Below are 14,136 nucleotides of genomic sequence, written 5' to 3' on the forward strand. Positions count from 1 at the left end.
TTTGGCTATTATCCGCTATCTGGTTATAATTTAAATGAAAATTTTGGAGGTGAACTGCGATATGCCTATCTATGAGTTCCTCTGTGAGAATTGTGGGCATAAGTTCTCTACTCTTTGCAAGGTTGGGGAAGAAGTTCCCTGCCCCGTGTGTGGAGGGGAAACGCAAAGGCTTTTCTCCACTTTCGCAATCGGCTCCAATAATTCCTCCGGTGAAAGCACTTCCTCCTCATCCTGCTCCACCTGTACACTGCCTTCTTGTAGCACTTGTAAGCTGTAATGGGCAAAGTTTTCTATATAACTACGCCTATATATTATGTAAATGATGTCCCTCACATAGGCTCAGCCTATACCACCCTCGCCGCTGATATCATTTCACGGTATATGAAGATGAAGGGGAGGAGGGTTTTCTTCGCCACGGGAACGGATGAAAACGCCCCCAAAGTGGCAGAAGCGGCGAGGAGCAGAGGTGAAGACCCTCTGAGCTTCTGTGATAGGATGGCTGAGGAATTTAAAAAGGCTTGGAAAGAACTTGACATCTCCTACGACGCTTTCATTAGAACCACTGAACCACGCCACAAAAAGGTTGTGCGAAGTTTCATAGAGGAACTACTGAAAAGGGGGTTGGTCTACGAGGGCTATTATAAAGGTTGGTACTGCATTTACGATGAAACTTATTTCCGGGAAGAAGAGGTTCAGGATGGTTTATGCCCCAATCCCGAGTGCAGACGTCCCCTTCAAAAGGTTTCAGAGAGAGGATATTTCTTCCGCCTCTCCGCTTTCCAGGAATCCCTTCTTCCCTATCTCCAAGATGAGAAAGTGATGCCCGATTTCCGCCAGAGGGAGGTTCTGAATTTCGTTTTAAGTGGATTACGAGATTTATACATAACGAGAAAATGGAACAACTGGGGAATTCCTTTTCCTGGCGACGATGGGCTCCAAGTATATGTTTGGATTGATGCGTTGATAAATTACCTCACGGTAGCGGGATATTTGCAAGACGAAGAGATGTTCTCCTCAATCTGGCCTCCAGATGTGCAAGTGATGGGAAAGGACATACTCGTTCGCTTTCACGCTACCCTTTGGCCAGCTATGCTTATGGCTCTTGATTTACCACTTCCTGCCCTCTTATTTGGACACGGTTTTTGGACGGTAAACGGGGAAAAGATGTCAAAGAGCAAAGGAAATGTCGTTCATCCCATATCGGCTCTAAAGGAGATAATGCGTTTTTCCGGTTGCGAGGAACCCTTCGCTCGCGATGCGCTTCGCTTTTACCTATTCCGTTCCACCCCCTTCGGGGCTGATGGAGATTTCTCCTATGAATCTCTGAGGGCTTGCTATAATGCCGATTTAGCCAATAACCTCGGAAATCTTTTAAATCGTCTGACCTCAATGGCTGTTAAATATCTCCAAGGCGAGCTCCCTCCACCAGGAGCTGACTTCTCCCTTGAAGTGGAAACGGCGCTCAATGAATACTCTCAAGCAATGGAGAGATTGTCCTTTCATTCCGCCATCTCCTCCGCCTTCCACCTCCTTGATTTGGCAAACAAGCACCTTGACGAGACCGCTCCTTGGCGTCTATATAAAGAGGGGAACATCGCTGCCGTTCGCAGTTCTCTTGGCACGGCTATAGATCTTCTCAGAATCTCTTCCATACTTCTCCATCCCTTCCTCCCATCCGCCTCAAAGGAAATCCTCTCTCATCTCGGTTATGCCCCTTCTTTCTCCCTAAATGAGGCAAAATGGGGGGCATTTACAAGCCTTGAAAGAACAGGTAAAATTAAACAAGCAAGACCCATATTCCCTCGTATGGAGGAGGTGATAAAGATTTCCACACCGGAGAAAGAGATAAGCATTGAGGAATTTGCAAAAATTGACCTGCGGGTCGGCAAGATAAAATCCTGCAAGGTCGTAGAAGGAGCGGAGAAGCTCTATCAGATGGAGATAGACTTGGGCGAGCTTGGCACAAGACGAACCGTTGCCGGCATTGCCCCCTACTACACGCCCGGAGAGCTTATCGGGAAAAGCGTCATCTTTGTGGCAAATCTTGCCCCAGCGAAGATTAAAGGGTTGATATCTGAAGGAATGGTTTTAGCGGTTGATTCTCCCCAAGGGGTTGTGCTCGTCTCCCCTGAAAAGGAGGTCCCCCTGGGTTCCAAAGTTCGCTGAACCATCCCTATGAACCTGCTCCATAAATCAAACCTCCTCGGGGAAGCGGCAAGGTTTGATATCTGTTCTCAGCAAGGAAGGTTCTCTCGTGCTTTCCGCTCAATCTATTACGCTGTTCAGGGAGGAAACAAGTGTATTCCCCTCTTCAAAACTCTTCTTTCCTCTCGTTGTCAGAACAACTGCTTATATTGCCCAATAAGAGCAGGTAGGGATATCCCCCGCGCCTACTACACACCAGAGGAATTAGCGGATATTTTCTTCTATCTCTTAGAGAAGGGTTATGTGAGAGGTTTATTTCTCTCCTCCGCCGTTGACAAATCTCCCCTCTACTCGATGACAAGGATGATAGATGCGGTGGAGATAGTGAGGAGAAGGGGCTTTAGGGGTTATATACATCTCAAGATTTTACCAGGGGCGGATTTGCAGAGTGTCGAGAGGGCTATGCAGCTCGCCGATAGAGTCTCTATAAATTTTGAGGCACCCACTCAGTTCCACCTTTCCCGTCTATCAAAAGAAAAATTCATGGAGGATTTTATGCAGAAGATGGAGTGGCTGAGGAAACTTTCTCAAAGGATTGAGGTGCCTGCCGGCTTCACTACCCAGTTCGTCGTGGGTGCCGCGGGGGAGAGCGATTTTGATATCCTCACTTTCGTTGATATGCTCTACTCCGAATATTCCCTTCGTCGCGCCTACTATTCCGCATTCCATCCCGTTGCGGGGACACCTCTTAGGAATTACCCTCCCACATCCAAGCTAAGGGAGAATCGCTTATATCAAGCTGACTTCCTCCTCCGCAAGTATAAGTTCTCCTTTGAGGAACTTCCCTTTGATAAGAATGGGAATCTCCCACGCAACCAGGACCCCAAACTAGCCTCAGCCCTTCTGAGAAAGGATTTCTTCCCCCTGGAAATCAATAAGGCGAGCCTGGAGGAGCTATTGAGAGTGCCCGGCATAGGACCAATCTCCGCCAGGAGAATATTGGAGGTAAGGAAAACAGAGAGAATCACTTCCTTAGAAACCTTGAAAAAGCTGGGAGCAGCAACGAAGAGGGCGAAACATTTCATAACGATAAACGGTCGCTATTTTGGAACTCTTGACAAAATAAGGGAAAGCCAGCTCTCCCTCTTTTGACCTTGGAAAGGGACAAGACATACCACACACCTGATAGATTGACCTTGGCAAAACAGAGGATGATAGAGGAAGATTTGGTGGGTAGGGGAATTTATGATAAGAAGGTTATATCTGCTTTTTCAAAGGTGCCAAGAGAGGAATTCGTCCCCCCGAACTATCGGCATTTAGCCTATGAGGATTACCCTTTGCCCATTGGGGAAGGACAGACGATTTCCCAACCCTATATGGTCGCTATAATGCTTCAAGAGATGCATTTAAAGGGTGATGAGAAGGTGTTGGAGGTTGGAGCTGGCTCAGGTTATGTGGTCGCTCTGCTCGCCGAGATTTGCCGAGAGGTGTGGGGTATTGAGAGGATACCATCTCTTGCTGAGCAAGCGAGGGAACGCCTTGAGCGACTCGGCTATAAAAACGCCCATATAGTTGTAGGCGACGGAACCAAGGGGCTTCCTGAACAAGCTCCCTTTGATGCCATTTTGGTCTCGGCGGCTGCAAAGACAATTCCTCCCGCCCTTATTGAACAACTGGCGGAAGGAGGACGCTTAGTCCTTCCTTTGGGCGATGACTACGGGCAAATTCTCACTATAATTGAAAAGAAAGAGGGAAAGATAACGAAGAGGGAGGCTGGACCTTGCCTCTTCGTCCCTCTCATAGGAGAAGAAGAAAGGAGGTAATTTTAAAAATGTTAAAGTCTTTTTTGCTCACTACCTCATTATTAACGGTCTCTGGCTTATCGTTCGGCTCGGTTTCCCTCTGGGTTGTTGACCCAATGGTGAAGGTCTTCAAGGACACTCAACCCATCATCCCGAGGAAGACAATCAGGCTTGAATGCGCCGCTAATGAATACGAACCAGCGCAAATAGCGATAAGAAGCGATTCCCCCTTGCAAATCTACGGCATTGAGTTCAGCGATTTAGTGAGAGGGAAGGAAAAGGTCGGGAAGGAAAACTTCCAGTACAACTTCGTTGGCTATGTTCCCATTAAGAAAAATACGCCATTTACTCCCGAGGAAGAGCTCGTTCGCCTCGCACCCTGCGAGATTCCAGATGTCCTTCTCAACCATAAAAGCATAGACGTTCCCGCTAATACTACCCAGCCAATCTGGCTGACATTCTTCGTTCCACCGGGGACAAAAGCGGGAAATTATAAGGGCAATATAACGGTTAGAACTTCGCAGGGCGATTTCAGCATAGATGTTTTCCTCAGGGTGTTTCCTTTTGAACTGCCCGCGGAAAGCCATCTCTGGCTGACGAATTGGTTCAATCCTTGGAACATCTCCAAGTTCCACAAGGTGGAGATGTGGAGCGATGATTTCTGGCGAATCGTGCGAAAATACGCAAGAAATATGGCTGAACATAGGCAAAATGTCATCATCACTCCGGTTTTATCGCTTACGAAAATAACCAGAACTAACGGCAAGCTTTCCTTTGATTTCTCCCTTTTGGATAAGTGGGTGGAAATCTTTAAGGAGGAAGGAGTGATAGGGAGAATAGAGGGAGGACACCTAGGTGGAAGGGAAGGAGGAGCTTGGGAGGCTAAAGAATTCGTCCTTTCGGGATATACCGTTTTGGAAGATGGGAAAGAGAAACGGATGCCCGAGGTCAAGGTTTCCTCCAAAGAAGCGGACGAATTCCTCTCCCAATTCCTTCCTGCTTTACAGAAGCACTTAGAGGAGAAGGGATGGCTCGGCATTTATATGCAACATCTTGCAGATGAACCCATAGATATAAATGCTGAATCCTATAATCTATTTGCTTCCTATGTTAGGAAATATGCCCCGAAATTGAGGATAATAGAGGCGAACCAAACGATGCAAATCGTCGGCTCCATAGATGTCTGGGTGCCTATTCTCCACGAATTCCATCGCTACCTTACTTTTTATAGAAAGAGACCGAAGAAAGAGGAAGTTTGGTTTTACACCTGTCTTGCCCCAACGCAAAAATATCCTAACAGGTTCTTGGATTACCCCTTAATTAAAGTGAGGCTCCTGCATTGGCTTAACTGGCTCTACAATACCCAGGGTTTTCTCCACTGGGGGTTGAACTATTGGTCGGATAAACCGTTTGAGGATTTAGAGCCTGGTGGTCTTCCACCAGGAGATTGTTGTATAATCTACCCAGGCGAGGACGCACCCTTGAACTCGATAAGATGGGAGATGTTAAGACAAGGGATGGAGGATTACGAATATCTATGGTTATTGCAGAAGCTATCGGGCGGAAGGGAGAAAGGGACTGAGATATGTAGGAGTTTCATAAGAGATATAAACGATTACGAAAAGAATCCGAGGAAACTTCAACGAGCAAGGAGAGAGATAGCGGAGGAGATAGAGAAGCTGATGAAATAACATCTTTTCTCTACACCTTTAGTCAATCTTTAAGGAACTAAGTTCATTTTAAGGAAAAATCCGTTTGGGAGGTAATGCCTCTTTTCATTGCTATAAAGGGACAATTGCTTTAGAATTTAATTTGTAATGTGGAAAAGGATTCTGCGAGAAATAGATTACCCCAGTTTTATATCTATGCTCCTTCTTATCCTTGTGGGGCTTCTACTGATATATAGCGCCGCCCTTGGCATATCTTCCTCAAACACAACCTCAATTCTCCTGCTTTTAAGACAGGGGACTTGGGCGGTCATCTCCTTATTTGTCTTCTTTTTAATGGTGCAGATAGATTATAGACAATTACCTCGCTTTTCCTCGCTTTTGTATTTCTTAATGTTTTTAATGCTTCTCTCAGTCCTACTTTTGGGGAAGAAAACAAGCGGGGCGCAGAGATGGTTCGCCCTCGGACCAATCACCATCCAACCTTCCGAGTTCGCAAAATTTATCGCCCTGATAACCCTATCATCCTTCTGGGCGAAGAATTATCAGGAAGCAAGCAATCTAAAAGTTCTCTTCCGCTCCTTCCTTCACATCTCCATCCCTCTCCTTTTGGTCTTCCTTCAACCCGACTTGGGAACATCCCTAACATTCCTAATAATATGGCTCTCCTCCCTTATCTTCGTAGGAGCAAAGGCGAAACATATAATAGCCATAGGATTTACCCTCATCCTCTTAGCAGTGGCAGCCTGGCACTTAGACATCCTTCGTCCTTACCAGAAGCAACGAATTCAGGCTTTCCTCAACCCTAAAGCAGACCCCCTCGGCGCAGGCTATCACATAATACAGTCCAGGATAGCGATTGGCTCTGGAGAGGCACTGGGAAAAGGGCTGTTTAAAGGAACGCAGAACCGTTTAAATTATATACCCGCTCAGCATACCGATTTCATCTTCACGGTAGCAGGAGAGGAACTCGGATTCGCCGGATGCATAGCGATTTTGGCTCTCTTCTTTATAATTGTTTGGCGCTGTTTCTTTACAGCCCTCAATACAGAGGATATGCTCGGTCAACTGATAGCCGCTCAAGTAGGCGTGCTCCTCATTTTTCATAGCTTCGTAAATATCGGTATGACGCTTGGCTTGCTTCCCGCTGTAGGTATACCCTTGCCATTCCTCTCCTATGGAGGTAGCCACTTATTGACTTTCTGCTTGCTATTGGGACTTACTCAAAGCGTCTATAGGAGGAGAAAAAAGCTCTCATTCTGATGACGAAAAGGGAAGAGATAACCTGGATATCAGCAGTTTTCCTCATAGTTGCCTTCCTCTTCTCCCTTCCCTATATAGTGGGCGCCCTTCTCACACCCCCAGGTAGCAAATTCCTCGGTCTTCTAAGGCTCAAGGACGACCTCGCCGTTTACCTTTCCTGGATTGAGCAAGTGAGGCAGGGCAATATATTTTTCGTCAACCTCTTCACCTCCATTAGACAACAACACCCGTTTTTCAATTTCTTCGCTCTTTTACTCGGGGGAATTTCCCGCTTCCTCCATCTATCGCCCCTTAAACTCCTCTTCCTCTCCCGCTACCTATTCGCTCTCTGTCTCGTTTTTCTTTTATACTCTTTCCTCCATTTCTTCTTGCCCTCCACTTCCATGAAGAGAGCTGGCTTGTTGATTCTCCTTTTCTCCTCGGGAATTGGCTGGTTAACTGGCGGTTATTCTCCCGCCAGGGGAACCAATAATTCTGTTGATTTATGGCAACCCGAATCCACTATTTTCTTCACTTTTTATGTCAATCCCCTCTTCACTTTCGCACTTATTTTCATCATCTTTTTCTTCTACTCCCTTTTGAAATGGAAGGATTGGAAAGGTGGAATCATCGCGGGAATTTGCCTCCTTATATTAGCCAATGTCCATACTTATGATGTTGTCATCGTGGGATTAGTATGGATTTTCTTCGTCATTTCTTTGTTAATAAAAAACAAAAAGCTACCCATTCCCGAGATTTATAGCGCCCTGATATCTCTCATAATAGCCTCTCCCGCTATCTATCACCAGCTTTTCCTTCTGCGCAATGAACCTCTCTTCTCCGCAAGAGCGGCTGTCCCCACACTTTCACCTCCCATCTATTTCTATCTATCAGGGATGGGATTCCTCATCCCACTCGCCATTTGGGGAATTACTAAAAGGTTTAGAGAGAAAAAGATTGATGATTCGCTCCTATTTTTAATTTCTTGGTCTATTGCTGGCTTCATCCTCCCATATTTACCATTCTCCTTCCAAAGGAAGCTCTTTATGGGAACCCAAATACCTTTGGCGATTCTAACTACAATTGCCTTGGCACCCAATTACATAGATGTCAAGAAAAGAATCTTTCCCTTCCTTTTAATCGCGCTCTTCCCTTCAAATGCTGTCATATTGGGAACGGATATTTATAGCCTGATGACAAATAAACCGCTCTATCCTCAACCAAACTATGTTTCTCAAGCAGAGGAGCAGGCTTTGGATTGGTTAAAGAATTACACCACGAAAGAGGAACCAATCCTGGCAATTCCGGATTTCGCTTGTTATATCCCTGCTTTGTGTGGGCGGAGAGTGTATGCGGGACATTGGGGAGAAACGCCGAATTATACCGATAAATACAAGGAAGTTTTGCGCTTCTTTAGGGGCACAGAGGAAGTGGCAAAAGAGAGATTTCTCAGGGAAAATGGGGTTAAATATGTTTATTATGGGGATTATGAGCGATTTTTGGCGCCAGAATTCCCGAACCGTTTTATGCCCTACCTTCAGCCAGTTTACCGCAATGAGGAAGTGATAATTTGGAGGGTTAGATATTGAGGCGTAACCTCTTCTATTTAATCCTTCTTTTCCTCTTGGTGTTGTTGTTCTTCTATAAAATTTTCGCCGGAAATGTCCTTCTTCCCGCCGATTTGAGCCTCCGCATCCAACCCTGGAGGAGCTATTCCCATTCTCTTTTCCCAGATTTTCAAAAGGTTTACAACCCTCTTTTAGATGTCACTCTCTATTTCTACCCTTGGCGAGTCCTTCTTGAGCAAAGCTTGAGAGCCGGCTTCATCCCCCTTTGGAGCAGTTACAATTTCTGTGGTCAACCATTCTTGGCGAATATGGCATCCGCCTGCCTCTATCCATTCAATTGGCCCCTGCTTTTCCTATCAGCCCACATACTGATGACCATCAACATCATCCTTCATTTCCTTCTCACATCCATATTCACTTACTTCTTCCTCCTTTCCCTTGGCGTTAGGAAAATCTCTGCCCTTCTCGGCGCCATTATTTGGACCTTCTCCGGTCCTATGGTTGCCTGGGCTGAATATCAAACTCCTATTGCCTCCATGTGCTGGCTTCCCCTCTCCCTTCTTCTCTTTCAGCTCTTCCTCAAAAAGGGAAATTTCCTCTTCGCTGTTCTCTCCTCCCTTCCTTTAGCTTTAAGCCTATTAGCTGGACATACCCAATTCGCCCTTTATGGCTGGTTCACCTTCTTCTGCTTTGCCTGTTTCCGAATATTTTCTGAAAAGAGGTATAAATCGGGATTTCTCGCGCTTTTCATTTCCCTCCTCTTGGGCTTTCTTCTATCCTCGCCCCAACTCCTTCCCTCATTTGAGCTCTCCGCCAGAAGCCATCGCTCCCTTGGAACTTCCTTCTCCGACCTCTTAGCTACAGCTATGCCCCTCGACCACCTCTACACCTTTCTCGTTCCCGATTTCTATGGTAATCCCGTGGATTACGATTATAGAGGTGCTTTCAATTATGTGGAATTATGCGGATACTTCGGAATTCTTCCCTTCTTCCTTCTCCCATTCGCTCTGAAAAAGAGAAAAGAGAGCATCTTCTTCTTATCGCTCTCCTTCCTCGCCATCCTCTTTGCCCTAAGAACTCCACTACTTAAAATTTTCATCTACCTACCAGTTTTCAAATTCCTTGCCGCCCCCGCAAGGGACCTCTACATCGTCTCCTTCTCCTTCGCTGTTCTCTCCGCTCTTGGAATGGACAATCTCCCCGAGAAAAAATCCCGTTTGCCATTGCTCATCCTCTTCATCCTCTTGCTACTCTTCGCCCTTGGCTTATCACAAAAGGGCGTGGAAATAGGCTTCCCCTCCTTGCGAGCTACCCTCTCCTTCCTCTTCATTAGTATTCTTTCTTTGGTTCTCCTCAACCTGAAGAAAGAACACGCATTGGTGGCTTTAGCAATCGTTGATATGTTCGCCTTCAGCATGCGTTTCAATCCCGCCACCTCTCCCAAAATGCTTTTTCCCTCCGTCCCAATAGCTGAACAGTTGAAAAGCATCTCGGAGAAAGGTCGCTTTCTTGCGCTTCCGGGAGCAAGAGACCCTCTTGATACCCTCCTCCCCAACTGCAACATTCTGCTGAATTTGAGGGAAGTTCAAGGAGGCGACTCCCTCTACCCCCTCCGCTCCCTTCTCTTCGTTCAGCAAATTAATCAAACCGATGAACGGAGCAATGCCCTATATGTAAAGAATCCTTCATCTCCTCTCATTGATTTGATGGGAGTGCGCTTCATTTTCTCAAGCAAGGATAGAAGCATAAAAGAAAACGAGAATTCGCTACCGCTCTTTTATCTCGTTGGTGAAACGATAAATGTGAGGAACATCAGAGAAGCAATTGAAAAACTTCATCTCGCTTCAAAAGAGAAAGCGGTCTTGGAAGGAGGAGAAAGACTTGAAGGGAGAAAGTTGGAATATAGTATTAGAATCTTAGAGGAGAGGTCGGGGAAGCTGAGGCTCTATGTTAAAAGCAATGAAAAAGCTTACTTGATAATCTCCGAGACATTTTATCCTGGATGGAGAGGATTCGTAGATGGGAAAGAAGAAGAAATCGTTCCCGCGAACCTGTTATTTAAAGCCCTGCTTTTGCCGAAGGGCGAACACGAAGTCCTTCTATGCTACCGCCCTTTCTCTTATAAAGTTGGGCTCTACCTTTCCCTCTTCGCCTTATCCTTTATCGTTTCCTCGCTCCTTTTTAAAGTTAGAGGGAAGAAGGATAAGCCTCTCAAAGGCAAACTTTAGATAGCTGAATAGGGAAGCGGGAGAAGGAGAATGGAGGAGAGTGCGGAATATATAGCTTGGGCGGAGGTAAAACCTATGAATCGCCTTCCTCCGCCATTTTACCAATTCCTCTCGTGAGAGGAAAAAAGTCCTCGCAATGGGAAATGTGTGGTCGTAGCCTCGGAAATTCCCTTCAACCAATCCTTCCCGATGCACTATATCGTAGAGCTCTGTTCCAGGGAAGGGAACCGCAAGGTGGAATTCGGCGAAATCTGAATCCAGCTCAATTGCAAAATCTATAGTTTCCCTCACATCTACCTCATTCTCCCAAGGCAAACCGAAGAGATAGAAAGCATATGTCTTTACGCCAAATTTCCTGCAGAGCTCAACAGCCTTTCTCGCCTGCTCCTTCGTTATTCCCTTTTTCATCAAATCCAATATCCTCTGGGAACCGCTTTCTATCCCCAAGGATATTAGCCAACAACCCGCTCCCCTCATCCACCGCAACCTCTCCTCATCCAAAGTATCAACCCTGCTATTACAAACCCACTTTATCCTCAAATCCCTCCGGATTATCTCCCGACATACATCAATAACCCATTCCTTCTTCCAAGTGAATGTATCTGCTCGGAAAAAGAAATTTCTGATATTGAAGCGATTTATACATTCCTCTATTTCATCTACTATGTTCTTAGGGGAACGAAGCCTGAGCTTTTTACCCGATAATCTTCCCGCAAGGCAGAAAACACAGCTGCCAGGACAGCCCCTATTAGTTTGAATTGTCGTTTGGAGCTCGTTGGTATCGGGACGCCTATAGAGGGAATTGTTCAACAGATGGCGTGCGGGAAAGGGCAAAGAATCCAAATCCTCTATGAACTCCCTATCGGGATTTCGCTTGATTTCTCCATTCTCCCGATATGTTATCCCCTTTATCTCCTCAAGTGGAATATCCTTAGCCAGCTCCTTCATAGTTTCCTCGCATTCCCCACGCAAGACGATGTCTAAATAAGGATGACTTTTCAAAGCGAGCTCATCAAATACCGTTGTATGTCCCCCCTTCGCCATCGTTATGATTGAGGGGTTTATCTCCTTTGCCAGCTCGCAAGCCTTCATATCCAGCTCAAAGGTTGGAGTCGTGACATTCACGAGAAGGATGTCGGGAGCTAATGAAGACAAATCTTTTTTCAGTTCACGCCACCCCCTTCCCTCCACGGGATAATCTCTTATAAAACATTCCACTCCTTCTCTTTCCAAAATCGCCCCTAGATAAGCGAGGTCTATGGGAGGGCGAGGAGCAGTGGCAGTTAATCCTTTAACGGGAACCTGACACCTTTCCTCCCTGATATATAAACCAGAGGGCGGATTGATTAAAAGTGCTCTTCTAAGCCTCAATTTATCCCCTCTCTTTCACCTCTTTAACGGTTTCCATAAGAGCGATAATGTTTTCCACTGGCACATTCGCCTGGATATTGTGGACTTGACAGAAAACGAATCCGCCACCCTTGGAGAAAATGCTTATCCTCTCCTTGACATGCTCTCTCACTTCCTTAGGTGTGGCGAAGGGAAGGACCCTTTGGGTATCACAACCTCCGCCCCAGAAAACTATGTCCTTGCCAAACTCCCTCTTCAACCTCTCCGGCTCCATATTCACCGCTGAGGTCTGCACTGGATTAAGAATATCCACGCCCTCTTCAATTAAATAGGGAATAAGCTCGTATATCCCTCCACAGCTGTGGAGGAAAACAAAGATATGAGGCTTCTTTTGATGGACAAACTGGTATATCTTTTTATGAGCGGGGGAAATAAGTTCCTTATAAAGGCGAGGAGAGAGCTGAGGTCCGTTCTGCGTTCCCAAATCGTCTCCCATCTGTATTATCTGGATATAATCTCCCACTGCGTTAAGGTAAAGCTCCAAGTTTCTAAGATGCCCTTCAACCAATTTTTCAATAAGAGCTTCCACCAGTTTCCTATTGGCGAGCAGGGCGGTCATAAAGTTCTCCCAACCCATTAGAGATTGACCATGCTCAAGTATATTCCCCCCGAAAGAGCCCATAATTGCATAATCCGTGTTTTCATAAAGATTCTTTGCCTCTCTCCTCAAAGCCAATAGGAATTCCTTGCTGAGGGTTCCCATCTCCCATTTCTCAATATCCTCAACAGAATCAGCATTGCTCAAGGGGTGATGAACCTCGTCGAAATAAAATCCTCCCGAGGGCATCTTGCCAACCACCATATTCCCCTCATAAAGAAATCGGCTTCCATCCTCGGCCTCCTCAACTCTGAAATTAGCGGGAAGAAGAGCAGCTGTTCCATTCTCATCGGGAAGATTATAAGGTCGCCAGCCATAGAGATAGTCCGCCCCAACCTTACCGTTATCAAGAGCGATGACATCTATGGGAAAAATTCTTCTAATATCCTCATCAACCCAGGCCAGCTGCTGACCGACATCGTAAACCTTTATCCCATCCAGTGGGAGCTTGAGCGCTCTTCTCAATTTAGCATAGGCGATAGCCATAATACCGGTTGAGCGCATACCTCCTAAGTCCCAGGGAATGGTATCGGGCTCCTTGTGCTTCAGCGCTGTTATAACTCTTTCCCTCGGCGTCAATTCAATCACTCTCCTCAAGAAGTTTTTTAAGATAGAGGGCGTTTTTCACCGCATAGCCATGGGCATCGTTGTTGAAATAAACATAGACATCCTTTCCCGCACTCAACCATTCCCTTATATACCTCGCATCCCTCTCCAATTCCTCATCGGAATAGTTTGAGGCATAGAGGGCAACAGCACCATGCCTGCGGATATATAGGAAATCAGCTGTTTCCTCCACGGCTATTTTCGGCGTTCTGTATTTTATAATCCCTATTTCCTGCGGTTTTCCCTCCGTTTCAAGGATGAAGGGCCAATCCGCAAGAGCGAGGGAAAAATTGTGCCCTCTCAGAATATCATAAACCTCCCGGCAGAACCAGGATTTATCGCGAAATTCAAAGGCGTGGAGATATCTTCTCGCCTTTGGATGGGATGACAAAAGCTCGCAAAATTTTTTCAGCTTTTCCGCATCCAACTTAAAGCGAGGGGGCAATTGCCAGAGAATCACTCTCCCCTTCTCCCCCATTTCCTCCGCCCTCTCAAGGAATAGCTCTAATGGTTCCTGGCAATCACCGAGCTTCTTTATGTGCGTGATGAACCTTGAGCCTTTTAAAACAAAGACGAAATCCTCTGGGCTTCTATTCCTCCAGCTTCTAAAGGTAGAGGCAAGAGGAAGCCGATAGAAAGTGACATTCAGTTCAACTGTGTTGAAGAATCGGCAGTAGAATTCAAGCCATTTGGATTGGGGCAAGTCAGGAGGATAAAAAACTCCCCTCCAATGCCCATAGGAATAACCACTCGTTCCGATGTATAAAGAGCTCATTTCAATAATATTTTATACCAGTTTTACCCTGTTTACAAGACAGTTGTAATTCTACATCATTTGAGAATCCTTTGGTTATTAAATTCATCTCTACC

General features: G+C 46.0%; 11 protein-coding genes. 8 read left to right on the top strand and 3 right to left on the bottom strand.

Going from position 1 to position 14,136, the window contains the following annotated elements; translation table 11 throughout:
• The first annotated feature begins 61 nt into the window (after positions 1–61).
• From H5T88_03245 to H5T88_03280, 8 genes are all read left to right on the top strand, one after another.
• Positions 62–277 (top strand): zinc ribbon domain-containing protein, encoded by a 216-nt coding sequence (locus tag H5T88_03245; GenBank protein ID MBC7329354.1) that lies wholly within the window; start codon positions 62–64, stop codon positions 275–277.
• The gene (metG, locus tag H5T88_03250; protein MBC7329355.1) at positions 277–2,166 is read left to right on the top strand and encodes a methionine--tRNA ligase; all 1,890 of its coding nucleotides are present in this window, start codon (positions 277–279) and stop codon (positions 2,164–2,166) included. The genes H5T88_03245 and metG overlap by 1 nt, the downstream gene beginning before the upstream one ends.
• A gap of 9 nt (positions 2,167–2,175) precedes the next feature.
• The gene (locus H5T88_03255; protein MBC7329356.1) at positions 2,176–3,297 is read left to right on the top strand and encodes a radical SAM protein; all 1,122 of its coding nucleotides are present in this window, start codon (positions 2,176–2,178) and stop codon (positions 3,295–3,297) included.
• 59 nt (positions 3,298–3,356) lie between these two features.
• A complete protein-coding gene (locus H5T88_03260; GenBank protein ID MBC7329357.1) occupies positions 3,357–3,968 on the top strand; it encodes a protein-L-isoaspartate(D-aspartate) O-methyltransferase in 612 nt (203 codons plus the stop codon).
• A gap of 8 nt (positions 3,969–3,976) precedes the next feature.
• Positions 3,977–5,638, top strand: coding sequence for a DUF4091 domain-containing protein (locus H5T88_03265; protein MBC7329358.1), 1,662 nt, complete (start codon positions 3,977–3,979; stop codon positions 5,636–5,638).
• Positions 5,639–5,764: 126 nt separating this feature from the next.
• On the top strand, positions 5,765–6,877 hold the full coding sequence (gene rodA, locus H5T88_03270) for a rod shape-determining protein RodA (GenBank protein MBC7329359.1): 1,113 nt from the start codon (positions 5,765–5,767) through the stop codon (positions 6,875–6,877).
• A complete protein-coding gene (locus H5T88_03275; protein ID MBC7329360.1) occupies positions 6,877–8,445 on the top strand; it encodes a hypothetical protein in 1,569 nt (522 codons plus the stop codon). The genes rodA and H5T88_03275 overlap by 1 nt, the downstream gene beginning before the upstream one ends.
• Positions 8,442–10,652, top strand: a complete 2,211-nt coding sequence (locus H5T88_03280; GenBank protein ID MBC7329361.1) for a hypothetical protein — start codon at positions 8,442–8,444, stop codon at positions 10,650–10,652. Before H5T88_03275 ends, H5T88_03280 begins: the two co-directional genes overlap by 4 nt.
• On the opposite strand, the gene H5T88_03285 is transcribed toward H5T88_03280, so the two are convergent.
• Genes H5T88_03285 through H5T88_03295 form a run of 3 tightly spaced genes read right to left on the bottom strand, consistent with a single transcriptional unit; the run spans position 10,578 to position 14,041 of the window.
• Positions 10,578–12,023 (bottom strand): radical SAM protein, encoded by a 1,446-nt coding sequence (locus H5T88_03285; protein ID MBC7329362.1) that lies wholly within the window; start codon positions 12,021–12,023, stop codon positions 10,578–10,580. The two genes, H5T88_03280 and H5T88_03285, sit on opposite strands and share 75 nt — an antisense overlap.
• A gap of 1 nt (position 12,024) precedes the next feature.
• A complete protein-coding gene (locus H5T88_03290; GenBank protein MBC7329363.1) occupies positions 12,025–13,248 on the bottom strand; it encodes a methyltransferase in 1,224 nt (407 codons plus the stop codon).
• A complete protein-coding gene (locus H5T88_03295) occupies positions 13,241–14,041 on the bottom strand; it encodes a DUF72 domain-containing protein (GenBank protein ID MBC7329364.1) in 801 nt (266 codons plus the stop codon). The genes H5T88_03290 and H5T88_03295 overlap by 8 nt, the downstream gene beginning before the upstream one ends.
• Positions 14,042–14,136: the final 95 nt, after the last annotated feature.

Source organism: bacterium, from assembly GCA_014360495.1.
Lineage (GTDB): Bacteria > Armatimonadota > JACIXR01 > JACIXR01 > JACIXR01 > JACIXR01.